This window comes from Candidatus Ruthia magnifica str. Cm (Calyptogena magnifica), from assembly GCF_000015105.1.
Lineage (GTDB): Bacteria > Pseudomonadota > Gammaproteobacteria > PS1 > Pseudothioglobaceae > Ruthia > Ruthia magnifica.
On record NC_008610.1, the window covers coordinates 1,017,884 to 1,043,943 of the forward strand.

Sequence of the window (26,060 nt, forward strand, 5' to 3'; positions counted from 1 at the left end):
GTTATTTCTTGTTTAAGATTTCAATATTATACGATTTTAACTCATCCATAGTTGCACGTAACTGCGTATAAGTTTTATGCTGCTGTGGATGAGTTAAATTTGGACTTAATTCTGCCAATGGCATAAGTACAAAGTTATATTTCAAAATATCATCTCTTGGTAGGTTGTGACTTTTGTCAATAATCATGTCATACAAAATTAAATCAAGGTCAATTAAGCGTGATGAAAATTTTGAAGAACACCTATCTCTACCAAGATTATCTTCAATTTTATGAAAAATACTAACTACTTCAGAAATTGTTAAATTAGTCGGTACATTAACACCAATATTATAAAAATTATTACCTTCAAAACCAAAGGCTTTAGATTCATAAACTCTAGAAAAAACTGTGTTTTCAAACATTGCTTTAATAGTGTCAATAGCCTTAGACAAATTTTTCCTACGGCTTTGATTTGAACCAATATTGATGTGAATATTAGCCATTACTACGCTCACGCTCAATGATAACACCCACTCCGTGTGCACCTGTCAATACTTCTCCTTTGTTTAAAGTAAGTTTTACCCAGGTAACTTCAAATTCTTTCAATACAATTTGGGTGATTTTTTCTGCCAAGGTCTCAACCAACTGGAACTCACTATTTTGCACAAAATCAATCAAATACTTTGACACTGCTTTATAATTCAAGGCTTGGTCAATATGATCAGTTTTACTAGCAGCCTTAACATTAGCTGACATTTCAATATCTAGTACAATATCTTGACGAATTTTTCTCTCCCAATCGTAAATACCAATGACGGTATCAATTTTTAATCCTTGTATAAATACAATATCCATAGTAACATTTTGAGCAACTAAAATTACCCACTCAATTAAACCAAAAAAAGTATCATGTTACCTGAATTGCTCTTTATCGTTCTTCTTCTCCTTAGCTATCTAATCGGTTCAATCTCAACAGCAATTATTGTTTGTAAAATGTTTAATCTACCCGACTCCAGAACTCAAGGATCAAACAACCCAGGAGCAACTAATGTATTACGCATTGGCGGTAAAAAAGCGGCCGCAATTACACTCATTGGTGATGGACTCAAAGGTGCAATTCCAGTACTAATCGCACATTACTTAGCCTTTAACATGCTTAATGTTACTTGGGTTATTTTGGTAACATTTTTAGGCCATGTATATCCAATTTTCTTTAGCTTTAAAGGTGGAAAAGGAGTTGCAACTTTTTTAGGCGCTCTGCTTGCTCTTAGTTATCTTACTGGGCTTAGTTTTATAATTACTTGGGTTTTTGTAGCAAAAGTACTAAAAATTTCATCACTCTCAGCACTAATTTCTACTGTGCTCACTCCAGTTTATTTTTATCTAATTACTAATAATTTAGCTTCTACTTATGTCATTATCTTAATCTGTCTATGGATTTTTTATACCCATCAAAGTAATATTAAAAGACTACTTAATAGCCAAGAAAATAAAATCAATTAACGCTCAAAACTTAGTACTTATCCATTAAAATAAGTAAAATATTGCATTCATTAAAAATAATATCACGTCTGAAAATACATTGTTAAGCTTATCAAAAATAGCAGACGATTACCCTTATTCTAAAAAGATGAGTGTTGAGAAGTGAGAAAGTGAAAAATATTCACTGAAAACTGAACTACTAAAAAATGCAAGATTGGATAAAAATTATTTAAAAGCTTCGACGTAGCTAGCTTTATGGACGCCTCAATCCACGTACCGTACATGTTATTGCGCTAAAAAATCATTAAGTAGAGTTAGGGTAATGGTATTTACAGCGTATTTTCCCACTAATGAGAAATGGTACTTTAACCGATCTTGGTATAATAGAGTTTGGTGTAAAATTTGTCATGAGTTTTTTGTAAAAACTCAGAATATCTTGAATTTATGCGATAAACGTCTTTATTGAAACGCATGTTTATTAATGACAGTTTTATATTTTCTAAATATTAGATTTCTATCAGTTGTCAGGAACAGTTAAGACGCTTTCACCTACGTAAAAATGACTCTTAAAAAAGATGGAAACTAAGTGAAATAGATTTACAACCACTAACCAAGTGGAATCAATATGCTTTTTATACCAATACCGCTACTCACCTTGAATTGTTGTAAAGTCAGATGACAAAAAACGTGCGAGAATCAATTGTATTAAACACTTTCTTTATCATCTAAATTATCTTAACAAAGATACTAAAATAATTTTCGAACCTGACTCGAAAATTATTGAAAATGAAAAATAGGAAAAAATTTTTAAAATAATTCCGTTTTTCACCAATTTATAGTATCAGTCATAGATTAGTACTATATTCTTAATATTTTTTCTTTCTAAGGTTAACCCAATTAAGCCTTGATATTTAAGCCCTTTTTAAGCAAATAAAAAGCAAACATTGCTAATACAGCAATCATGCTCAATAAAACTAAAATTGACACCCAAAACTCAGAGGTACTAATGCCCAAAAACCCCAATCTAAAACTATCAACCATATAATAAATTGGATTGAATTTAGATATATTTTGCCAAAATTGTGACAATATTTCCACACTATAAAACATACCGCCAAGATAAGTCATGGGCATCAAAATAAAAGTCGGAACAATAAAGATGTCATCAAACGATTGGGCAAATATAGCATTAATAAACCCTGCCAATGAAAACAAAACTGAAGTGAGTAAAAAGGTAATTAACACGATGAGCATACTGTCTACTTCAAAATCAAAAAAAAACCACACAGAAGTAAAAACTCCTAATCCAACTACAAAACCACGTACCACGCCACCAGAAACATAACCTAATAAAATAACCCAGTAAGGCACAGGTGCAATTAACAACTCTTCAACGCTATGGTTAAATTTTGCTAGAAAAAATGATGTCACTGTATTGGCATAAGAATTGGTAATAACGGTCATTAAAATCACGCCAGGAATAATATAATGCAAATAATCTACACCTTGCATATCGCCAATGCGCTCACCCATTAAACCACCAAAAATCAATAAATACAATGACGTAGTAATAATGGGTGGAAAAATAGTTTGCACCCAAATACGAAAGAATCTTAGAATTTCCTTAACAACAATAGTTTTATAAGCAACCCACATTACTCCTCCTTATTGGTTAGACATAAAAATAAGGCTTCTAAACGATTTTGCGTACTACGAACGTAGTCCACATTAATACCCTGAATACTCAAGTTTTGCAATACATTGGTGATATTAACATCTGAGCCTAATGTAACTTGTAATGAATAATCATCTAAGCGTTCACACTTAAAATTATCAGTTACTATTGTTCGAGGTAGTTTTGTTGAGCTTTCCAAAATCAGCACCTGTTGGTCAACCTGTGACAATAACGCCTTCATACTAGTTTGCTTAATTATTTCGCCCTCATTTAAAATAGCAATATTACGACAAAGTGACTCAGCCTCTTCAAGATAATGTGTGGTTAAAATAATGGTCATACCTTGATCATTAAGTTTACTCAAAAAACGCCACATTGAACGACGTATTTCAACATCAACACCTGCGGTAGGCTCGTCAAGAATTAATATTTTAGGTTGGTGAATGAGTGCTCTTGCTAACATCAAACGACGTTTCATACCACCTGACAATGATTTGGCCATATTAAAACGTTTATCCCAAAGCCCCACCTCCTTGAGTAAAAGTTCAGCTTGAATTTTAGCTTTTGATTTAATAATGCCATAATAACCCGCCTGATTAATCAAAATTTCCTCAATAAATTCAAAAGGATTGAAATTAAACTCTTGTGGCATTAACCCAATCAATTTTTTCACCTGATTAGCATGGCTATTTTGATTAAAACCTAATACCTCAATATTACCTGAAGTTTTATTAAGCAGCCCGAAAATGATGCCAATAACTGTTGTTTTTCCTGCGCCATTACTGCCCAATAATGCAAAAAAATCACCCTGCTCGATACGAAGATCGATACCTTTTAGTGCCTCCAATTGATTGGCATAAGTTTTTTTTAAACCCTGAATGAGTAGTGCAGCCGACATAATGAATATAACCTATAAAAAATCAAAACATTTTAACATTTATCCCTTTTCATTAGTTATTTTTGCGATAATTACCCACTTTAAATTGTTTTCTAAATATGCAAAACTTATGACAAGTATAAAAAATATAACATTGCCTGATATTGGCGATTTTGACAAAGCTGAGGTAATTGAAATTTTAGTCAACATTGGCGACAAAATAAACACTGATGACAGCATAATTACTTTAGAAAGCAACAAAGTTTCTATGGAAATTTCAAGTCCTTTTACAGGTATTGTCACAAAAATTGAAGTCAATATTGGCGACAAAATTAAACAAGGTAGCGCTATTTTGAGCGTTGAAAGAAAAGATAATAAAGTTCAAAATACCAAAAATGAAAATTTTAAGTCCCAAATTGTACCCGTTGTTATGCCTGATATTGGTGATTTTGATGAGGTTGAAGTGATTGAAATTTTAGTCAGCATAGGTGATAAACTATCTAAAGAAGACAGCATAATAACTTTAGAAAGCGATAAAGCCTCAATGGAAATCCCAACGCCAGTTGCAGGCAAGGTCATCGATATTAATGTTACACTGGGCGATAAAATCTCTTTAGGTGCATTAATTCTTAACATTGAAAGTATAGGCGTAGAAAAAGCACTCGAAACATCTATCGAAACTAAAGCGCAAAGCCTTGTGTCCGAACCGATACCAACACCCATAACAACAAATACTAATCAAACTGTCTCAATTCTACCCAAAGGCAATTCGCACGCTTCACCTTCTATTCGTAAGCTGGCTAGAGAGTTGGGTGTTGATTTATTATCTGTCACTGGCACAGGGCAAAAAGGCAGAATTTTAGATGCTGACCTTAAAGACTATGTTAAACAAATAATGATCTCTGGTAATTTAAGCAGTGTTATTCCTAAAACACCAGTGATTGATTTTTCTAAATTTGGCGACACTGAAACATTAGCATTGTCCAGAATTAACAAATTATCAGGCAAACATTTGACTGCCTGCTGGCTAAACATCCCCCACGTTACCCAATTTGACGAAGTCAATATTAATCAAATGGAAGCGTACCGACAAGAACAAAAAGCCAACGGTATTAAACTCACCCCCTTAGTTTTTATCATGAAAGCACTGGTTCAAACGTTAAAAAATCATCCAAATTTTAATGCATCACTTGATGAGTCAGGTGAAAACCTGATTATTAAAAAGTATTTCAATCTAGGTATTGCAATGGATACACCAAAAGGTTTAATTGTGCCAGTTATTCACGATGTTGAACAAAAATCCTTATTTGATTTGGCTAAAGAACTTTTTAAAACTTCAAAAAATATACGAGAAGACAAGTTAAGGCCTTCTGATATGCAAGGCGCAGGCCTAAGCATTTCCAGCTTAGGCGGTATTGGTGGTACACAATTCACCCCCATTGTTAATGCGCCAGAAGTGGCTATTTTAGGTGTATCACGCTCATATTTCAAACCCACTTGGGATGGTGAAAATTTTACCCCCACTTTAACATTACCACTAGCATTATCCTACGACCACCGCGTGATTGATGGCGCACAAGGTGGACGGTTTATGGCAGAGTTAAACAACACTTTGCAAGGCATGAAGGGAATCCTATGATTATAAAAACTCAAATTGTTGTGATTGGTTCTGGTCCTGGCGGTTATACAGCTGCATTTCGAGCGGCTGATTTAGGTAAACAAGTTGTCTTAATTGAGCGTTATGACGCTTTAGGTGGTGTGTGCCTAAATGTTGGCTGTATTCCTTCTAAAGCACTCCTTCACACTGCCAAAATCATCAATGAAGCAAAAGAAGCCTCCCATCTAGGTGTTACGTTTAATGAACCAAGCATTAATATTGACGACGTACGCACAAATAAAACCAACATTATCGCTAAATTAACAGGTGGCATCAAAGCTTTGGCAAAAGCAAGAAAGATTAATGTTATAACGGGTTATGGTAAGTTTATCTCATCCAATCAACTTGCAATCGAAAATAGCGACGATATCATTGAATTTGAACAATGTATTATCGCCGCAGGTTCACGAGTTACCAAAATCTCTGTCTTTCCATTTGATGATGCTCGTGTGATGGACTCAACAGATGCATTAGACCTAACCAACATACCAAAACGCTTGCTTGTTGTTGGGGGTGGTATTATCGGCCTAGAAATGGCAACAGTATATCACGCACTGGGTAGTGAAATATCAATTGTTGAATTATCAGACCAACTCATTACTAGCGCTGACAAAGATATTGTCAATCCACTATTTAGACGCATTAAAAAACAATATACCAATATCTTTTTAAACACTAAAGTAATCAATATGAATGCACTAAAAGAAGGCATCAAAGTCGGTTTTGAAGGCAAAAACGCTCCAGAATTTGACATCTTTGATAAAGTTCTAGTCGCCATTGGTCGCACTCCTAATGGTAAATTAATCAATTGTGAAAAAGCAGGCGTTGAAGTCAACGATTGGGGCTTTATCCCAACAGACAAGCAAATGAAAACCAACGTTCAAAATATCTACGCCATCGGCGATATTATTGGACAACCCATGCTTGCCCACAAAGCCGTACACGAGGCCAAAGTCGCAGTAGAAGTCATTTATGGACACAAATTAGGCTTTGATGCTCTCACAATTCCATCCGTTGCCTACACCGACCCAGAAATCGCCTGGACAGGAAAAACCGAAAAAGAACTTAAAGCTGAAGGTATTTCTTATGAAAAAGGTGTATTTCCTTGGGCAGCTTCAGGCCGTAGTTTAAGCATTGGTAGATCTGAAGGCATGACCAAAGGCTTGTTTGATACAAAAACAGGTAGGATTTTAGGCATGGGTATTTGTGGTACTAATGCAGGTGAGTTAATTACTGAAGCAACACTTGCTATTGAAATGGGTTGTAATATGGATGATATCGCACTCACCATCCACGCTCACCCAACTTTAAGTGAAACTATTGCCTTTGCAACTGAAATGGCACAGGGTACAATCACAGATTTATTACCGCCAAAAAATAGGAAGCAACTATGAATACAAGGCAAGCAAGAGAAAACGTCATTGAGCAACAAATTCGTCCTTGGGGTGGATTAAATTATATTGCTAATAATGCACTTAAAGACACACAAAGAGAAGATTTCGTACCAGAGAAATATAAAAATCTTACCTTTGCAGATATTGAAATTCCACTTACTGATAAAGCAAAAATGCTTTTTCCAAAAATTGAAGGACGCTTACTAGATGCGCTTAATATTCAAAGAGATGAAACTGTATTAGAAGTGGGCACAGGTAGCGGTTATTTAACAGTTGTTCTATCAAAATTATGCAAATCTGTAACCAGTATTGAAATTAATGAGGCACTTAGTCATAGTGCTCAAGAAAAAATCAATGTATTGGGCATTGATAATATTAATTTAAAAGTGGGAGATGCTTCAAAGGGTTGGTATTCTGATGACTTTTTTAATGTGGTTATTGTTAGCAGTTCAGTGCCTAAAATTACAGGTCGTTACTTTCACTTATTAAATGTGGGTGGTAGAATTTTTGTGATTGAAGGTACTGGAAATATCATGAGTGCAAAATTGATTACTCGTATTAGTGAACATAAATGGAATACAAAATCCTTATTTGAAACACAATTAGATCCCATGCAAGGGTTAGAATCATCAGCCAGTTTTGAGTTTTAAAACATGAATGTGTTTTTTGGATTTGTTCTGAAAAAACCCTTATTAGGGCTTGCACTTTTATCACTGGTTACTATATTTTTTATTGCTCAAATACCTGATTTTCAACTGGATGCCTCTTCAGATTCTTTAGTACTGGAGGGTGATGAAAACCTACGCTATTACCAAAGTATTAAAAAAAATTATGGATCTGATGATTATTTGGTTATTTCTTATCAGGTTGAAGGTAATTTACTGGCATCTGAACAACTCAACCATCTTAGAAAATTTAGACAAAAATTAATCAAAATTAATCAAGTCAAATCGGTGACGACTATCTTAGATGTGCCACTCTTTAGATCACCCCCATTATCTTTAGCTAATTTAGCTGATGAAAACATCAGCATTGATAATAGCAATGCTGACTTAATCTTAGCCAATGATGAATTTAAAAATTCACCTTTATATGCTAATAATTTAGTCAGCAAAGATGGCAAGACAACCGCCATTTTAGTGGTGCTAAAAGACAACCATAAGTTCAAAAAATTACGTGAAAATCGTGACAAAATGCGCATTAAAATGGCTGATAATAAATTGTCAGATGACCAGAAATTAAAACTTAAAATTATCGAAAAGCAAGTTTTAAAAAATACCATTGTCCAGAGTGAATTACAAACACAAACAATTGCCAAAATTCGAACCACTATTAGTCAACATTCAGACAAAGCCCGTCTATTTTTAGGCGGTTTACCTATGATAACCAGCGATATTGTGGCTTATATTGGTAGTGATTTGATCATATTTAGCTTGGCAGTTATTGGGCTAATGAGTTTAATCTTAATGATTATTTTCAAAAGTATTCGCTGGGTTATTATACCAATTGGCATCAGTATTGTTAGCGCTCTTATCATGACTGGTATTTTGGCTTATTTAGGTTGGAAAGTTACCGTTATTTCATCTAACTTTTTTTCATTATTACTGGTAATGACACTTTCTGTGATTATTCATCTCGTGGTTAGATATAGAGAAATTGCTCAACTAAATCCAGATCTTGACTCAAGCCAACTCATTAAAGACACTTTGTTACAAATGTTTAAGCCCTGTCTTTTTACAACTTTAACCACGTTTGTGGCTTTTGGTTCTTTACTTATTAGTGGCATCAGACCCGTAATTGATTTTGGCTGGATGATGTCAATTGGTGTCACCATTGCCTTTATGTTATCATTTCTTGCTTTTCCAATGATCATGAGTTTATTATCAAAAGAAAAAATTTCAAAACACAAAACAGAATTAAGTGTCACTACTTCATTGGCTAAATTTGTAGAAAAATTTGGCAATCATTTGTTGGTGGTATTGATAATATTTGTAATAGGTGCTTGGTTTGGGATTAGTAAACTTAGTGTTGAAAATCGTTTTATTGATTTTTTTAAAAAAAACACGGAAATCAACCAAGGTTTAACCTTAATTGATAAAAAACTAGGTGGCACCATTCCGCTAGAAATTATTTTTGATGATTTGGCAGAAGACTATTGGTTTGATGAAGATTTACGTGATGAGATACATGAAGTTCATCAGTATCTTGATTCTTTGAAAGAAACTGGCAAGGTTTTATCAATTGACATTCTGATGCAACTCTTAACCCAAGCCAACAATGATGAGAAGCTTAATGGATTTTTCTTAAACATTATCCGCCTTCAACTACCTGAAAGCGCTAAAAAACAAGTATTATATCCTTATTTATCTGAAGATAGCAGGCAACTCAGAATGGTTGTCCGTATCCTAGAAACTAATAAAGAGTTAAAACGTAGTGAGTTGATTGATAAAATCAAACACCATATTTCTACTAATCTTAGGTTTAAAGCAGATAGTTTTCATTTAAATGGCATGTTTGTTTTGTATAACAACATGTTACAAAGTTTATTTGAGTCGCAAATCAAGACCATTGCTATAGTATTTATGATGATTTTTATTATGTTTTTGTTTATTTTCAAATCAATTAGTTTATCTATTCTTGCACTAATTCCAAACACTTTGCCGTCGCTTTTTATTCTTGGTATTATGGGACTATTGAATATTTCACTAGATTTAATGACCATCACCATTTCAGCGATTGCCATTGGCATTGGTGTTGATAATGCCATTCACTACATTCATCGTTTTAAGGATGAATTTAAAAAAGATAGAGATTATATAGCAACAATGTATCGTTCTCATGCTAGTATTGGTTTGGCAATGTTTTATACGTCAATTACGGTAACAATGGGCTTTTTAATTTTAGCCTTATCTAACTTTATACCCAGTATTTACTTTGGCGTATTTACTGCCATTGCAATGCTCAGTGCGCTACTTACTAATTTAACTCTACTACCCAAATTAATACTCATGGTAAAGCCGAAAATCAATCTATAAGGCGTTAACGAATTAAAAAAATTATGTCAGTAACATTCATTTATCATTAATACCTATGTCAAAACAACATAATTTTGACGTTCTAATCATTGGTACAGGCAGTGCAGGATTAATGAGTGCACTGCAGTTGTCAGATAATTTAAACATCGCATTGATTGCAAAAGATAAGATATTAAAAGGCAGTTCATACTATGCACAAGGCGGTATATCTGCCGTATTAGATGTAAATGATAACTTTAATACTCACGCACAAGACACCCTGTCAACTGCAAAAGGTCTGGGTGATAAAACTGCCATTCACTTTATGGTTGAAAATGCACCCAAAGCTATTACTTCATTAGAACATTCTGGCGTTAAGTTTACCAAAAATAAAGAAGGGTACCATCTAACTACCGAAGGTGGTCATAGTCATAGAAGAGTAGCACATGTTGCTGATAAAACAGGGCAATCAATCCAAATCAATTTACTCAAAAGCGTTAAAGAAAAAAGTAACATAACACTTTTTAAAAACTATATTGCCGTTGATTTGTTAATCAAATCTCACGGTTGCTATGGCGCCTATATTCTTAATAAGAATACCTGCCAAATTGAAAATTTTATCTCCCATAAAACCATTATTACCACAGGTGGCGCATCAAAGGTTTATCTTTATACCTCCAATCCAGATACATCAACGGGTGATGGTATTGCCATGGCATATCGAGCAAAATGCGTGATTACTAATATGGAATTTACCCAGTTCCACCCTACCTGCCTTTACCATCCTCACGCAAAATCTTTTTTAATTACTGAGGCACTTCGTGGCGAAGGTGGCAAATTAGTCTTACCAAATGGTAAAGCCTTTATGCATGAATTTGATAGTCGAGAAGAGCTTGCACCACGTGATATTGTTGCTCGTGCCATTGATGCGCAAATAAAAGCCCATGGCCTTGATTGCGTTTATTTAGACATTTCATTTAAAAACAAAGATTGGATTAAGCAACACTTCCCGACTATTTATAAAAAATGTCAATCGTTTGGTATTGATATCACTATAGAACCCATTCCTGTTGTGCCTGCAGCTCATTACACTTGCGGCGGTGTACAAACTAATCTTTATGGTCAAACTAATGTAGACAATTTATATGCTGTTGGAGAGGTAGCATACACAGGTGTGCATGGTGCCAATCGTATGGCGAGCAATTCTTTATTAGAATGCATGGTATTTGCCAAATCTTGTGCCAATCATATTAACCAACAATCAATAACATTAACGTATAAAAAATTTAGCCAATGGGATGCCTCCAGAGCAGCGCCTTCAAAAGAAAAAGTTGTGGTGTTGCATTTATGGGATGAAATTCGCCGTATTATGTGGAATTTTGTTGGCATTGTACGTTCTAACAAACGCCTAAAATATGCACAACATCGGCTTAAGCAAATTCAAGCAGAAGTAAACGATTACTACAAACTTTATTTAATCTCTAGTGATTTAATTGAGTTAAGAAACCTTGTTCAAACTGCACAATTAATTGTTCAATCTGCAATTTCTAGAACAGAAAGCAGAGGATTGCATTACAATGAGGACTATCCACAACAAGCAAACCAAGCAATTAACACCATAATTAAAAATCATGATTCTACCCATCTTAAACTACCCTGATAAACGTCTAAGAACCAAAGCCAAACACGTAAATGTGATTGATGAAACTATACAAACTTTAATCAAGGACATGTTTGAAACCATATACGCCAAAGATGGTATCGGCTTAGCTGCCACTCAAGTTGACCAACATTTACAAGTGGTGGTGATTGATTTGGAACCAAACTCGCAAGATGACTATCAACTATTTTTAAAAAACTTCCAAAGAAGCTCACACAAGCAATCACAAAAACATCATCCTTTGTGTTTTATTAACCCAAGAATTAAAGAAAAAGACGGGCAAGAAAAACACATCGAAGGTTGTCTATCCGTACCAGATTTTCAAGCAGAAGTGCAACGCGCTAATCATATTAAAGTTGAAGCACTCAATGAAAAAGGAGAGGTATTTACTCTGCAAGCAACAGGGTTACTTGCTATTTGTATTCAACATGAACTGGATCATTTAAAAGGTGTTTTGTTTGTTGATTATTTATCCAAACTCAAACAAAAACGCCTATTAAAAAAAACAAAAAAAATGACTAAAAATTAGTCTGTATAAGCTTGATTCGCAAGTATTATTTGGAGGTAGCTACAGAGGTACAGCATTAACAACCTCAGAAATGGTGTGTAATATCACACATTAAGAATGTGGTGTATCAAATTAATATTTCAGTAATTGCCAGTGTAGATAAAGCTAAATAAGTTCTGGAATATAGTGGTGCTATAACTGATAGGGAGACATAGTGAAACCCTTGGATTATTAATGAAATTGATCATTTTCTTAAAACTGAATAGTATGTTCCAAACCATATCACTTAAAAGCCATTCTTAGTCATATTCAACAAATTTATAAATTTTATGACAATTTTTAGGTTTAAGACTCGCTAGAAAGCACATTTTTTGGTATGCTACGCACCTTGAATAAAAAATATGCCAGCAATTTTAGCAAAGCACTAATCTAATTAATAAGCAAAAATAATAATTCAACCTACTTGAAAAGTACCTGCAATAATTATGAGCTCAACTGATTTACCAACCTGTATAAATGCAAAACTTAAACGTTATTTTAAACAATTGGATGGCGAGCAAGCAAGTGGCGTGCATAAAATGATCATTAATAATGTAGAATCTATTGTGATTAAATTTGTACTTGACTTTGTCAAAAATAATCAAAGTGAGGCTTCAAGAATTCTAAGTATTAATCGTGGTACATTAAAGAAAAAAATCCAACGATACAAACTCTAACACTTTATAATTATTTTTTTAACTACTTGTCAAATTTTAAATGTTTATACAACGTGCCTTAATCAGTGTTTTTGATAAAACTGGATTGATTGATTTTGCCCAATTTTTGGCAAATAAAAATATCGAAATTATTTCCACAGGTGGTACAGCCAAACTGTTGAATAAGCATCATATTCCAGTTATTGAAGTATCAGACTACACGGGATTCCCTGAAATGATGGCAGGTCGCGTTAAAACCCTTAATCCTAAAATTCATGGAGGCATTTTAGCGCGCCGCGGGCTTGATGAGGATGTAATGGCAGAAAACGACATTAAACCAATTGACCTAGTTGTGGTTAATCTATATCCATTTCAAGAAACGATTACTAAGGCTGACTGCACGTTAAAAGATGCGATTGAAAATATTGATATTGGAGGCCCAGCAATGCTAAGATCAAGTGCCAAAAATCATATATCTGTTACGGTTGTAGTAGATAATACATATTATAAAAAAGTCATGAGTGAAATTAGTAAATCAGGCAATACCACGCTTGAAACTCGAATCAAACTAGCCCTTAAAACATTTGAACATACAGCAGCTTATGACGGCGCCATTGCTAATTATTTAGGCAAAGAAGAAGACGGTTTTTCTAACACCATCAATCTACAATTTAACAAGGTTCAATCAATGCGCTATGGGGAAAATCCACACCAAAATGCTGCATTCTATGTTGAGAGTAACATCACTGAGGCTTGCGTAGCATCCTCAACACAATGTCAAGGTAAGGAAATGTCATACAATAATATGGCAGATGCAGATGCAGCGCTTGAGTGTGCACGTAGTTTTGATGAGCCGTGTTGCGTGATTGTTAAGCACGCCAATCCATGTGGTGTTGCCGTATGTGCTAACATTTTTAATGCTTATGATAATGCTTTTAAAACCGATCCAACTTCAGCATTTGGTGGCATTATTGCCTTTAATCGTAACCTAGATAAAAAGACAGCACAACGTATTATTGAGCGTCAGTTTGTTGAAGTCATTATTGCGCCTAATGTTGATAATGACGCTAAAGAAGTGTTATCAGCCAAACAAAATATACGTGTACTAGAGTGTGGTGATTTAAACATAGAAAAACCTTCACTAGATTATAAACGTGTGACTTATGGCTTGTTAGTACAAGATAAGGACTTAGGCGTTATCACAAAAAATGATATTAAATACGTCAGTAATTTAGCACCCAATAAAGACCAAATTAAAGATTTATTATTTGCTTGGAAAGTTGCCAAAGTGGTTAAATCAAACGCCATTGTTTACGCTAAAAACCAGATGACCATTGGTGTTGGTGCGGGTCAAATGTCTAGAGTCTACTCTGCCAAAATAGCTGGCATTAAGGCAGCTGACGAATCTCTCACTATTGAAGGCTCTGTAATGGCGTCTGATGCCTTTTTCTCATTTCAGGATAGTATTGACGCAGCAGCACAAATCGGCATCAAAGCCATTATTCAACCAGGTGGCTCAATGCATGATTCCGAAGTTATAAAGGCAGCAAATAAGCATACTATTGCAATGGTATTTACAGACATGCGCCATTTTAAACATTAGCTAAAAAACAACTATGTCAGTCGATAAAATTAAGGCCTATCCACAAAATACAAAATCCATCGCTAATGGTAAGCTTGATGTGCTTGCACAGGAGTAGAAAAATACTAAAGATTAAAAAGAGTGTTAGAGAATTGGCGAACATGATAAAAAAATATGAAATCCCTGATTAAACCTAAATTTATTAATGAGGTGTTGTAGGTGCGCTAAAGAACTCTCACTTTAAACGACCTGCTTTTTAATTTATCACGACTTATCTTTTTTAATGCAGTTTTAACCAATTCTGAACTTACCGCAACATAAGACTACATTAATCTTACCAATTTGGTCAAAAGTAACACTCCCTTTTCCAAGTTATATCACCTGAGCGTAATTATTGATTTTTTAAATAATACTCACTTGGTAATGGGTCAAAAATAATCCCATCCCCCAATATTTAACTCCAACACATTAAGTTTGTAAGTTTTCTCTATCATTATACAAAGTACAAACAATACCAACAGCCTACTCTACCAGTACGACCAATGCGGTATGTACGAACTTGTTCATTATGAGCAATATTAAAATTAATCAAGTGAATCAATATCCAAATCACGAACTGCTACATCAGTTGCCATAAGAATAGGCATGCTTTTATTAGAAAATATAATCAATGCTTGATCGCATTTTCGCTGATCAAGATAACCACTCATTACCAATACGTAAAACTTATAATAAATTAATTTATCAGTAACTTCTTGCATATCGCTTTTGGTATTACAAAAAAACTAAACTAGATTTAGACTTGTATTTTGCCAATAAAAGCTTAAAAGCCGTCAATATGCGTTCCATCCCTGCTTAATTGGTCGATTCTTCATGTGTTAATGACACCTTAACCATAACTTCATTACGTACTATGCGATACTGGAAGTGCTATTTAGATAAGTCACATTAAATAATAAAGTTTGTTGATTGACGAATATTATTTCAATAATATTATCAATGAATCCTTGAAAACCCATATCTAACATACGATCTGCCTCATCAAGTATCAATATACTAACATGATTCAATTTATACCTTTTCGCAAATACTCTTCAATGCACCCAGAGCAAATCCGAACACCATAAGTTAATGAGGCGATTTGCGATCCAAAAGGTGTACTGTCATTATACAGTGCTAAAATCTTAATATTATGAATGACTCTGACAAGTTTTTGAATTTCAATTGCTACCTGATTAACCAACTCAAAAGTTGGACACAAAACAATGGATTGTACTTTAAACGATTTAACATCTAATTTTTATAATTTAAAAGTTATAATACTTAATTATGCAGGCATTAAGACTCACACTTAGACAAAAAAGACGTGCTATTAATCACAGCAACCGAGAAAAATTAGCCAAACGCTTATTATCCCAAACACAAAGATTAGTCACTTTCAAACATGGACAAAAAATTGCCATTTACCTACCAAATGACGGTGAAATTGATACTAAATATATTTATAACTTCTTAAAAAGACAAGGCTTTAGTATCTATTTACCGATATTAGTTAATAAAAGTCTTAAATTTTCTAAAATTAATAAGCATTTCAAAAAAAATATATTTAGCATTAAAGAGCCTGTTTTTACCCAAATTTTAAGTGCCAAACAAATAAACATTATCTTTATGCCACTGGTGGGCTTTGATAAAAATAAAAATAGAATTGGTATGGGTGGTGGCTTTTATGATCGTACACTTACCTTTAAAAAACCTCAACAAAATTATAAAAATCCAAAACTTTATGGCTTGGCATTTGATTGTCAAAAAGTATACAGACTCAACGCCAATCCTTGGGACGTACCGCTTAATGCAATCATCACTCCAACAGCAATTTACACCAAATAAGCAAAAACTTTAATACTGCTTAGAATAATGGTATCTGAAACAACATACGTAAACCCTTTGAATCACGTCAACACATATCTATTACATTCATACTTTAAACCTACATTTGCCCGTCACACTTAAGTACAAATATAAGAGGTAACATTCTAACTATTAATTTTTCATTTTATTTCTTCATACCCTCTAAAAAATACTAATGAATAAAAATTAGGCATATCTAGTATAAACAATAGGTCTTTCTAGCTCAGTAAACGCGTCATATCCAACCTATCTTACACATCAGTTTTAGTTTCATTTACGTGGCTAGTAACTGGAGGTAGTGAGACTGAAAAGTTGACGAAAGAAAACAAATCAATCAAGAGAAACTTAGAACAATAAGAAAAATTAGTAAATTTTTTTCAAGCAGCTATTAAATATTAAATGGTGTGTCACCTGAAGCTTGTTTTTGCAAGAAATATTTTAAAATAGGGCTTTCGTTAATAAGATTCATACCAAAACCACGTAGCCACCTAAGTGGCTCACTATTTTCTTTATAAATCCAATTAAGTCCAGTTATGGTTTTTGCCATGAGCTCATTATTCAATCTCCTAGCTCTGGCATATTTTCGTAAAACTAAATAATCACCTAAAAGTTTATTATTTGTTTGTAATTGTTGTGATAATTCTGCAACATCTAAAAAACCTAAATTAACCCCTTGACCTGCAAGAGGATGCATATTATGTGCAGCATCACCGATTAATGCCAGATTATGTTTTACATAATCTTGTGAGTTACGACCAATGAGTGGGAAAGCTTGAATGTTGCTGATAACTTTAAATCGACCAAATTTATATTCAACACCTTGGGCAAGCCTGTCAGCAAACTGCTTAGCTGAAAGTTGTATAAGCTCATCAGCTAAATGATTTTCTGCTGACCAAACAATGGATGCTTGACGTTCGCTAAAAGGCAGCAAGGCAATAATACTATCTGATAAAAAACGCTGCCAAGTTGTACTTTGAAAACTTTGTAATGATTCAATATTACAAACAATAGCTTTTTGCTGGTAATTATTCTCAATATATTCAATACCTGCCAATTCTCTAACGTTTGATTTAGTGCCATCTGCACCAATCAATAAACCACATGTTATTTTCTGATTACTAGTTAAATCAAGCTGATAGCCATCATCAATTTTATGAATATTAGTTAATTTTGTACGAATAAATGCAATATGGGCTTTTTCTAACTCTGTATATATTGCAGATTGTATGGCATCATTTTCAATAATATAGCCCAATTGATTAACACCCTCATTTTCTTTATTAAAATTTAAACTACCATGAGAGTTTTGATCCCAAATATACGTATCGGTGAACGCATATTTACGCTTAATTAACTCCCATACGCCAATATTTTTTAAAAATATCTCTGATTTAGGTGTAATTGCACTAACACGTGTGTGGCACTTATCCTGCAATTCTGGATTAGGGTTATTAGGTTCAATAACAGTAATCTTTAAGCCTTTATTAACCATAGATAAAGCAAATGCCTGTCCCACCATGCCACCACCGATAATGACAATATCATATTGCAAATTATTTTCAGGGTGCATTACATCTCTCCTGCGATGGTCATCTGATTCACTAAAACAGAACCAACCTTAATATTACTACGATGGTCAATATCTGAGCCAATATGTTCAACGCCTAATAGCATTTCTTTAAGATTACCAGCAATTGTAATACCTGACACTGGGTATTGAATTTTTCCATTATCTACCCAAAAACCCAAAGCGCCACGAGAATAGTCACCCGTTATGTAATTTACGCCTTGTCCCATCAGTTCAGTTACTAATAGCCCTTGGTGCATATCTTTAATCATCTCATCAAGACCGCCTTCAAATCCATGCCCAATCATAACATTATTTACCCCGCCTGCATTTGCTGTAGTTTTAAGACCCAACTGATTGGCTGAATATTGCCCCATAATATAACTTTGTACTTGGCCGTCTTTGACAAAATATTGTCGTCTTTTTAGCACACCATCTTGGTCAAAGGCCTTCGCACCAATGGTTTTTTTAACCAATGGATTTTCTAATAAACTAATACCACTAGGCATTATCTTTTGCTCAATACTGCCTAATAAAAATGTTGATTTTTTATATTGGCGAGCACCACTTAACGCGCCCATTAATTGTGAAAATAATCCGCAAGACAAACGTGGTGTGAAGATAATTGGGCATTTTTTCGATGTGAGCGATCTTGTTCCTAGCTTGTTAATAGCCAACTTTGCTGCTTTTTGACCTACCACTTCTGGTGATTCTAAATCATTATTATCTAATGCCACTGTATATTCATAGGCCGTTTGCATATCCTTGTCTTGCTTAGCAATAATAGCACAATGCAATGAATGCTTAGCACTTTGTTGTGCTGCCATCATGCCATGTGAGTTTACATATAAGCCCTTGCCTTGGTAACTTGATAATTCGGCACCATCTGAGTTATCAATATACTTTTGGTCTAATGCTTTTGCTTCACAACGCATGGCCAGCTCAATACTATCACTTGAGTCTAAATCCCACGGGTAATACAAATCTAAATCAGGTGCATTAAACGCCATTAATTCTTTTGGTGCCAAACCGTTAAATTCATCATTTTGTGTGTATTTAGCAATCAAACAAGCAGATTCTATGGTCTTACTAATGCACCGTTTGCTAAAATCAACACTAGATGCGTGTCCTTTTTTATTGCCCATATAAACATTAATATCAAAACTCTTATCTAAATGATATTCTAAAGTTTCAACCTTGCCTAATCTAACAGAGGTAGAAATACCAGAACTTGAGCTTAACAAAATTTCATAATCAGTAATATCATATTTTTTTAATAAATCAATAGTAAGTTGCGCGGTGTTTTCTAATAAGGATGCCATGATAAAATTATACCAAATAATCAAAATCTGTAGACTTGTAAAAACTCGTAACGCCTTGCGAAGGCTTTATCATACGCATGTTGTCAAATATCATAGATTTAATCGGCATCCATAATGCCATAATACCTAATATAATAATCAACAAGCCAGATAAATGCCGAACCAAAGATTTTTGAATTAAAAAACCCAGATGGGTAGATAGACTTGCCATTAACAACAAACTTGGTAATGTCCCTAGTCCAAATGTTAGCATAATTAAACCACCTTCAAGCATAGAGCCAGACAAAATAGCAAAACTAAGCGCACCATAAACTAATCCACAAGGAATGCCCCCCCATAATAAGCCAGTAAAAAACGCACTTCTAAGGCTTCTAATTGGTAAAAAGCATCGGGTTAATGGTTGTAATTTTACCCAAAGTTTAGCGCCAAATTTTTCCAATATTTGAATACTGGATGACCAATTACCAATATATAGTCCCACCATAACCATCAACACACCTGAAAATATTCGCAAAACCTTATCAAACATACTCATTTGTAAGGTTTGTGCCAATAGTGTACCAATTAAGCCAAAGATAGCTCCTATCAGCATATAGCTTAAAATTCTACCAAGGTTATAATTTAGATGAAAAAGTACTGCTTTTTTTGGATTATCCCTTACTTGTGGATCAAGTCCAGCACTGAGCATACCCACTACACCACCACACATACCTAAACAGTGCACGCCACCTAATAGCCCCATTAAAAAAACACTAATAAAGATATCCATTAAGTGTTACCAGCATTCAACGAGCGCTCTACTTCAAGCAAATGAATACGTCTAGAATCCGTTTTTAAAATTTTAAAATCAAAACCTTGTAGTGATATTTCATCCATCTGCTCAGGTAAACGAGTAAAACCTTTAATTACCAAACCAGCTACCGTGTCAATATTTTCAACTTGTAATTTAACCCCAAAGAACTCATCAAATTCTTCAATAGGTATATTGGCTTTAAGCAAGAATCTACCTTCACCAAAATCAATAATACTATCTTCTTCTAAATCGTGTTCATCTTCAATCTCGCCCACAATTTGTTCTAATACATCTTCAAGAGTTACCAAGCCCGCAATTTCACCATATTCATCCATCACAATTGCCATATGTGATTTTTTTTGTTGAAAATCTCTTAATAATGCACCAAGGGTTTTGCTTTCTGGAACAAGAATAGAATCTCGTAAATATTCTTTATAATTAAACTCAGAGCGCTGATCACCTGCCAAAAACTCAAGTAAATCCTTAGCCAAAATCACACCTTGAATTTTGTTCTTATTGCTGTTAATAATTGGAAATCTAGAGTGTGAAGATTTAATCATAATATCAAGTAAATCTTTAGTAGTTGCTTGATATTCAATCATCACCATTTTTGATTTTGGCACCATCACATCACGCACTTCTAGCTTTTCAAGCTGCATCGTACCTTCAATAATCAAGCGAGAATGGGAGTCAATGACATGATTTTTTTCCGCCTCTTTGAGCACCTGCAAGAGCTCATCAGTTGTACGTAGTGGTGTACGCAGATAACGTTTTTTTAGCCTTTGTAAAAAGGAGGGTTTCGATAAAGACTGTTCTTCATTCATTAACGTTTATGTATATCAAGGCGTTATTTTAACAAAGTTCAAGTTTTTTTACCACTGCGCATTTTTTTACCTTGCGCGGCCCGCTCCTTACGCACCACTTTAGGGTCAGCAATGAGTGTGCGGTAAATCTCAACTCGGTCTTTCTCTCTAAGTATTGTATCAAGTTTGGCAATTTTGCCAAAAATACCAGTTTTGTCTTTGATAAGATCAATCTGCGGATAAATATCCAATATACCAGACACCTCAATTGCTTGCTTTAAGGTCGCCCCTTCATTCATTCTTAACTCAAGTAAAGTTTGCTTATCTCTTAAAGCGTAGGCAACCTCAATTTGCATCGCAAAATTGTTGTGCTTGTTTAAAATCAAGCGTTCCTTCATAAATCGCCCGTCCAATAATCGCCCCCATAATACCATGGTGCGCTTCAACTAATAATCCGAAGATATCTTCCATATTGCTAATTCCGCCTGAAGCAATGATGGGGATTGAGGTTTGTTTAGCAAGGTCAACTGTAGCCTCAATATTCACTCCCTGCATCATTCCATCACGCGCAATATCCGTATAAACAATAGAACTTACCCCATATTGTTCAAATTTTTTAGATAAATTCACCACATTCAAATCCGTTTGTTGTGTCCAACCTTGTGTTGCCACTAAGCCATCATTCGCATCCAAACCCACAATCACCTTGCTAGGGAATTCACGACACAACTCAGACACAAATTCAGGATTTGTTACCGCCATCGTGCCAATAATCAAATAATCAATGCCTGCTTCAATATAAGCATTCGCAATCTGCATGTTACGAATACCGCCTCCAATTTGCACCGGTAAATCAGGAAATGCTGATACAACTTCAGTTACACTAGATACATTGACAGGCCTTCCTTCAAATGCGCCATTAAGATCCACCAAGTGCACTCTGCGTGCACCTTGTTTTACCCACTGTTCCGCCATTTCAACGGGGCTGTCAGAAAATACCGTCGTATCTTCCATCAAACCCTGTCTTAAACGAACGCATTGCCCATTTTTTAAATCTATTGCTGGAATAACAATCATACTTTTCTCTTAATTATTGTGTCAGCAATATCCAATCACTTCAACTAAATATTGCTAATTAGTATTCTCACCATTTTTAAAATATGATAACAAATCCTAGCAGATAGGTACAATTTATTAATCACACCTTCTAAATAACCACTTATTTTTTCTTGTCTTTCTAGTTACGCATTATAGCTTTTAAATCCTTGCTCACTCTATTAATTTTTTTAACCAAGTAGTGCTTCTTTTAGCAAAAGAAAAGTATATTTAACCAATAATCTTAAGAATATAAACCTATTAATTTAAGTGAAGTCTTTATAAAGCATTTATAGTTTGGCATTACTCTTTCCTTTGTCCTTATTTATTGCCATTAATCACTAAGACTATATTTTTAGCAATAGAGCGGGGCGAAATCAAAGGAAGTACTATAAAAAATTCTATAGCCCAAACTTAATCCAAATAGAAATTACGTTAGAATTAAAACCGAAATCTATTAAATTCATAAACAAAGAAGTAAGCCCAAACATGGAAAGTCGTTATTAGCGCATAAAGAATACGCTGTACTTTACTTTTAAACATTTTATATTTTGCTTAATTAGTAACTATTATGAACACTTACCATTCACCAATGGTCGGCATGCTAACCCATGGTTCTTGTATTTCCAATGCATCACCCTCTTGCAATAGTTCAATTGATATATTATCAGGTGAGCGCACAAAAGCCATATGCCCATTTTTAGGCGGAAAATTAATAACAACACCTGCATCCATCAACTGCTTGCATGTCCCATATATATTTTTTACTCTAAATGCTAAGTGTCCAAAATTCCTCCCTTCAACATATTTCTCTTTATTCCAATTATGAGTAATTTCAATTAATGTGGAGTTTGGATAATTAACATCTTCATCTGCTGCCAAAAAAATAAGCGTGAACTCCTCCTGTGGATAATTCTTCCTACTAACTTCAATCAACCCTAAAACATCACAATAAAAATGCAATGTTTTATCCAGATTAGTTGCTCTAATCATGGTATGTAAATACTTCATGCTTATTTCCTATTGTTCACAGAATTGAATTTTCTCAATTGACTTGAGGAACTTTGACACCATATGAATATCAATTAATTTATTTTTTATAGTCTCTAAATGCTCCTATATTTTATACCCATATCATTAGAATGCCTAACATTAAGCAAATTATAATCATAAAAAACCATGAGATTTTTTGTTCATTTACTTGTTTATAAAGCGACTTTAACATTTTAATTTTCGACTTTAATCCTCAAAATACATTTCAGAAATGATTAAAATTTTATTTTTATCGCAAATTGTACAAATTGATTTTTTATCAGAAACTATAAGCAACTACTAATTTGAGTCAAATACCACCTAGATTCCAGAATACAAACCATACATTAAAGTTTTACTTACAAAAAATTGTAGTAAAGTAACTAACTCTTTTTATCAATTTTAGAGAAAAAATCTTAAAAATATAATTGTTGTTCAGTCATGCCTTACAAACTTCTAATATTTCTTTTATCACCTTTTCATTCATAATCTACAAGAGCAACAATCATACTATTATTTGCTCCTGCAAAAATATTGTCATCAACTTCAATACGGCTATTCACTTACTTTAATATAATTTGCACTCTTTTTAAGAAACTCATCCTCTAAAAGAAACGCATATTCTTCTTTTACTCAGATACTATTTTTTATCATTTGTAAAAAATGTAATAGAACGCCCGTAAAGTAATGATTTTCTATTTTCAAGATAATTATTTTTGTTATTTTCATAAAAATTTTGAAGAATGCTGTTAAAATTGTTGAACAATGGTATTAGTATACTGCCTTTCTACATTTGTGTTGATGCAATCAAAGAAGGAAAGCTAGAAATTAAAAATTTACCTAAAAGCGCTAATAACATATAGATTGCATATCAGAAAGAAAATTTGAAAAACAAAAGCATTGCATTATTTATTAAAACTCTAGTTAGCAACACCTAACTAAATTGCTACCAATCCATAAGTTTCAACACAATAAAAACAAACGAATAAGTCGATAAGTATTAAAATCATACTTTGTTGGTGTTTTAGTTATCAAATCGCCGGCACTTAATTATCTCAATTAAATAAATTTTTCAATAACACTAAATAATGGTTGTTGTCTTGACTTATGGCAACTAGTTTTTCTATTTAACCAAATGTAAGTTTGTCGTTAGGTTTACCTTGTCTTTTTTAATTGAATATTGTAAGCCTTAATAACTCTTTTTCTGATAATTTCATTGGTCTCGCTATTTTAAGTATTTTTATTAAGTAATGCTTCTTTGAGCAAAGGTAACACGTCTAACATCATATCAATTCTATCCAAAAGCGAACCTGATATTTTGTTTTTATATTTGGTAATTTAGTCTGTTGTATAGTAGCATTTACTGGTGCCGTCGCCATAGAATCCACACATACAGATACTCATTGCGTCAATAAGTTATAAATTTACAGGAAAGTGACTTATTAGACAATCCGAGATAGGTAGATTTTTCCGTTTTTTAGGGGTTGGCGTAAACTTTCTAGAACACCTCGAGAAAGTTAGAATAATTCGTCTAAAAAAATGCTAGTAAAATTTTACCTGTGAATAAAAGTGCATTCTAAGACTTTATCGACACTTAGTGGCGACATGATTGGTAAACATCTTGCCAATATTATTTTTACTGAACTAGACAGACTGATTAAAAGTAAATTATGCACCACTACTTTCAGCAATTTTAAGTGCACGTTTTGCGTAATGCCGTTCCTTAACTTGAGAAAAATTATTAACATCTTGTAAAAATCACATATTTTAAGAAAATAAACATATGGGTAAATAATGGCTTTGTCAACAAGTGCATATTGATTTCAATTTTGAGATCATAATTGTAGTCTTTGCTCACACACTACGCCTTCAGGCAAGTCACCTAAAATATGCGCTTCAATAGCTACCAATGACGCATCAAGCCCTATTTGATACACGAGTAAATAATTTGCTTAGTTTACTCAATTTGACTTAATTCTTCTAAACTCCATCTGGGCTTGATATTAATTTCATGATGAGTGTCATGCTGCCCGTGGCTTAGTCGAAAATACCCAACTAAGGCTATCATAGCGCCATTATCAGTACAAAACTCTTGCCTTGGATAAAAGACATTTACATCCAACTTTTGACCCATTTGGTTAAGCTTTTTACGTAAAGACAAGTTTGCACTAACTCCACCTGCAACTACAAGTGTTGCGTATTTAGTTTGTTCCAACGCTCTTCTGCATTTAATCATGAGCGTTTGTGTAGTAGCCACTTCAAAGGCTTTAGCAATATCTTCTTTTTTGCTAGGATACTTGGCAAAAGTATTACGTACAAATGTTTTAAGCCCACTGAAGCTAAAATCAAGGCCAGGACGACCAACCATAGGACATGGAAACTTAAATGCACCGTAGTTGCCTTGCTCAGCAAGCATCGCTAAAGCAGGACCGCCAGGATAGCCCAAACCTAAAATCTTTGCTGTTTTATCAAATGCCTCACCCACTGCATCATCTAAAGATTCGCCCAGAATTTTATATTGACCAATAGCTTTAACATCAATCAGCATGGTATGACCACCTGAAACCAATAAAGCTACAAAGGGAAATTCAGGCTGAGATTCTTCTAGTAAAGGAGTTAACAAATGTCCTTCCATATGGTGCACAGCCAAGGATGGAATATCCAAACTCCAAGCTAAAGATTTAGCCACAGCACACCCTACCAAAAGTGCACCTGCTAAGCCAGGTCCGGCTGTATAGGCAATACCACTTAAATCTTGCAGAGTAAATTTTACGTCTGCTAAAACTGCTTTAATTAAAGGCAACACTCTTTGAATATGATCACGTGATGCTAGCTCTGGAACCACACCACCATACTCAGCATGAATTTTAACGGATGAAAATAATTCGTGCCCAATAAGACCTAGCTCAGAATGATACAAGCCAATACCTGTTTCATCACAAGAGCTTTCTATGCCCAACGTAATAAAGTCAAGTTGAGTGGTTTGTTGATCCTGATTATTGTGCATTGTAGAGA

25 protein-coding genes are annotated in these 26,060 nt (G+C 34.1%); 11 read left to right on the top strand and 14 right to left on the bottom strand.

Features of this window, described 5'->3' with window-relative positions:
* Position 1: 1 nt before the first annotated feature.
* Together folK and folB are read right to left on the bottom strand one after the other, a co-directional pair.
* Positions 2–484, bottom strand: coding sequence for a 2-amino-4-hydroxy-6-hydroxymethyldihydropteridine diphosphokinase (gene folK, locus RMAG_RS04750; protein ID WP_011738290.1), 483 nt, complete (start codon positions 482–484; stop codon positions 2–4).
* Complete coding sequence (folB, locus tag RMAG_RS04755) at positions 477–836, bottom strand: dihydroneopterin aldolase (protein WP_011738291.1); 360 nt, start codon at positions 834–836, stop codon at positions 477–479. The genes folK and folB overlap by 8 nt, the downstream gene beginning before the upstream one ends.
* A gap of 54 nt (positions 837–890) precedes the next feature.
* Here folB and plsY point away from each other — a divergent pair, with 54 nt between their 5' ends.
* Together plsY and RMAG_RS06300 are read left to right on the top strand one after the other, a co-directional pair.
* Entirely contained in the window at positions 891–1,484 is a 594-nt protein-coding gene (gene plsY, locus RMAG_RS04760) for a glycerol-3-phosphate 1-O-acyltransferase PlsY (RefSeq protein WP_011738292.1), read from the top strand.
* Positions 1,485–2,158: 674 nt separating this feature from the next.
* Positions 2,159–2,260, top strand: a complete 102-nt coding sequence (locus RMAG_RS06300) for a hypothetical protein (RefSeq protein WP_422851295.1) — start codon at positions 2,159–2,161, stop codon at positions 2,258–2,260.
* 100 nt (positions 2,261–2,360) lie between these two features.
* Here the strand turns inward: RMAG_RS06300 and RMAG_RS04765 are convergent, their stop codons facing one another.
* Entirely contained in the window at positions 2,361–3,119 is a 759-nt protein-coding gene (locus RMAG_RS04765) for an ABC transporter permease (RefSeq protein ID WP_011738293.1), read from the bottom strand.
* Positions 3,119–4,036 (bottom strand): ABC transporter ATP-binding protein, encoded by a 918-nt coding sequence (locus tag RMAG_RS04770; RefSeq protein ID WP_011738294.1) that lies wholly within the window; start codon positions 4,034–4,036, stop codon positions 3,119–3,121. The genes RMAG_RS04765 and RMAG_RS04770 overlap by 1 nt, the downstream gene beginning before the upstream one ends.
* Positions 4,037–4,145: 109 nt before the next feature.
* Here RMAG_RS04770 and RMAG_RS04775 point away from each other — a divergent pair, with 109 nt between their 5' ends.
* From RMAG_RS04775 to purH, 8 genes are all read left to right on the top strand, one after another.
* Complete coding sequence (locus RMAG_RS04775; RefSeq protein WP_011738295.1) at positions 4,146–5,654, top strand: dihydrolipoyllysine-residue acetyltransferase; 1,509 nt, start codon at positions 4,146–4,148, stop codon at positions 5,652–5,654.
* On the top strand, positions 5,654–7,066 hold the full coding sequence (lpdA, locus tag RMAG_RS04780; RefSeq protein WP_041194943.1) for a dihydrolipoyl dehydrogenase: 1,413 nt from the start codon (positions 5,654–5,656) through the stop codon (positions 7,064–7,066). The genes RMAG_RS04775 and lpdA overlap by 1 nt, the downstream gene beginning before the upstream one ends.
* On the top strand, positions 7,063–7,716 hold the full coding sequence (locus tag RMAG_RS04785; RefSeq protein WP_011738297.1) for a protein-L-isoaspartate O-methyltransferase family protein: 654 nt from the start codon (positions 7,063–7,065) through the stop codon (positions 7,714–7,716). The genes lpdA and RMAG_RS04785 overlap by 4 nt, the downstream gene beginning before the upstream one ends.
* 3 nt (positions 7,717–7,719) lie before the next feature.
* Positions 7,720–10,101, top strand: a complete 2,382-nt coding sequence (locus RMAG_RS04790; protein ID WP_011738298.1) for an efflux RND transporter permease subunit — start codon at positions 7,720–7,722, stop codon at positions 10,099–10,101.
* A 55-nt stretch (positions 10,102–10,156) separates the two neighbouring features.
* Complete coding sequence (gene nadB / locus RMAG_RS04795) at positions 10,157–11,740, top strand: L-aspartate oxidase (RefSeq protein ID WP_011738299.1); 1,584 nt, start codon at positions 10,157–10,159, stop codon at positions 11,738–11,740.
* Complete coding sequence (def, locus tag RMAG_RS04800) at positions 11,709–12,269, top strand: peptide deformylase (protein ID WP_041194929.1); 561 nt, start codon at positions 11,709–11,711, stop codon at positions 12,267–12,269. Before nadB ends, def begins: the two co-directional genes overlap by 32 nt.
* A 464-nt stretch (positions 12,270–12,733) precedes the next feature.
* On the top strand, positions 12,734–12,964 hold the full coding sequence (locus RMAG_RS04805; protein ID WP_011738301.1) for a helix-turn-helix domain-containing protein: 231 nt from the start codon (positions 12,734–12,736) through the stop codon (positions 12,962–12,964).
* A gap of 40 nt (positions 12,965–13,004) precedes the next feature.
* Complete coding sequence (purH, locus tag RMAG_RS04810; protein WP_011738302.1) at positions 13,005–14,546, top strand: bifunctional phosphoribosylaminoimidazolecarboxamide formyltransferase/IMP cyclohydrolase; 1,542 nt, start codon at positions 13,005–13,007, stop codon at positions 14,544–14,546.
* A 563-nt stretch (positions 14,547–15,109) separates the two neighbouring features.
* Here the strand turns inward: purH and RMAG_RS05735 are convergent.
* Positions 15,110–15,286, bottom strand: coding sequence for a hypothetical protein (locus tag RMAG_RS05735; RefSeq protein WP_148196308.1), 177 nt, complete (start codon positions 15,284–15,286; stop codon positions 15,110–15,112).
* A gap of 150 nt (positions 15,287–15,436) precedes the next feature.
* A complete protein-coding gene (locus RMAG_RS05620) occupies positions 15,437–15,595 on the bottom strand; it encodes a DEAD/DEAH box helicase (protein WP_081425175.1) in 159 nt (52 codons plus the stop codon).
* Between the two features lie 259 nt (positions 15,596–15,854).
* On the opposite strand from RMAG_RS05620, the gene RMAG_RS04820 reads away from it, so the two are divergent.
* Positions 15,855–16,412, top strand: a complete 558-nt coding sequence (locus RMAG_RS04820) for a 5-formyltetrahydrofolate cyclo-ligase (protein ID WP_011738303.1) — start codon at positions 15,855–15,857, stop codon at positions 16,410–16,412.
* A 409-nt stretch (positions 16,413–16,821) separates the two neighbouring features.
* Here RMAG_RS04820 and RMAG_RS04825 read toward each other — a convergent pair whose 3' ends face one another.
* The 8 genes from RMAG_RS04825 to tsaD all read right to left on the bottom strand — a co-directional run bounded on the left by RMAG_RS04825 (position 16,822) and on the right by tsaD (position 26,052).
* Positions 16,822–18,003 (bottom strand): UbiH/UbiF/VisC/COQ6 family ubiquinone biosynthesis hydroxylase, encoded by a 1,182-nt coding sequence (locus tag RMAG_RS04825; RefSeq protein ID WP_011738304.1) that lies wholly within the window; start codon positions 18,001–18,003, stop codon positions 16,822–16,824.
* Positions 18,003–19,322 carry a metalloprotease PmbA gene (gene pmbA / locus RMAG_RS04830; protein ID WP_011738305.1) on the bottom strand — a complete coding sequence of 440 codons (1,320 nt, stop codon included), beginning with the start codon at positions 19,320–19,322 and terminating at the stop codon, positions 18,003–18,005. Before pmbA ends, RMAG_RS04825 begins: the two co-directional genes overlap by 1 nt.
* Positions 19,323–19,329: 7 nt before the next feature.
* Positions 19,330–20,091: a sulfite exporter TauE/SafE family protein gene (locus tag RMAG_RS04835; RefSeq protein ID WP_011738306.1), complete on the bottom strand. Its 762-nt coding sequence runs from the start codon at positions 20,089–20,091 to the stop codon at positions 19,330–19,332.
* Positions 20,091–20,939, bottom strand: coding sequence for an HlyC/CorC family transporter (locus tag RMAG_RS04840; protein ID WP_011738307.1), 849 nt, complete (start codon positions 20,937–20,939; stop codon positions 20,091–20,093). The genes RMAG_RS04835 and RMAG_RS04840 overlap by 1 nt, the downstream gene beginning before the upstream one ends.
* A gap of 38 nt (positions 20,940–20,977) precedes the next feature.
* Entirely contained in the window at positions 20,978–21,274 is a 297-nt protein-coding gene (locus tag RMAG_RS04845) for an RnfH family protein (protein WP_011738308.1), read from the bottom strand.
* Entirely contained in the window at positions 21,264–21,995 is a 732-nt protein-coding gene (gene hisA / locus RMAG_RS04850; RefSeq protein WP_011738309.1) for a 1-(5-phosphoribosyl)-5-[(5-phosphoribosylamino)methylideneamino]imidazole-4-carboxamide isomerase, read from the bottom strand. The genes RMAG_RS04845 and hisA overlap by 11 nt, the downstream gene beginning before the upstream one ends.
* 597 nt (positions 21,996–22,592) lie before the next feature.
* Positions 22,593–23,024 carry a VOC family protein gene (locus RMAG_RS04855; RefSeq protein WP_011738310.1) on the bottom strand — a complete coding sequence of 144 codons (432 nt, stop codon included), beginning with the start codon at positions 23,022–23,024 and terminating at the stop codon, positions 22,593–22,595.
* A 1,978-nt stretch (positions 23,025–25,002) separates the two neighbouring features.
* Positions 25,003–26,052 carry a tRNA (adenosine(37)-N6)-threonylcarbamoyltransferase complex transferase subunit TsaD gene (gene tsaD, locus RMAG_RS04860; protein ID WP_049752802.1) on the bottom strand — a complete coding sequence of 350 codons (1,050 nt, stop codon included), beginning with the start codon at positions 26,050–26,052 and terminating at the stop codon, positions 25,003–25,005.
* Positions 26,053–26,060: the final 8 nt, after the last annotated feature.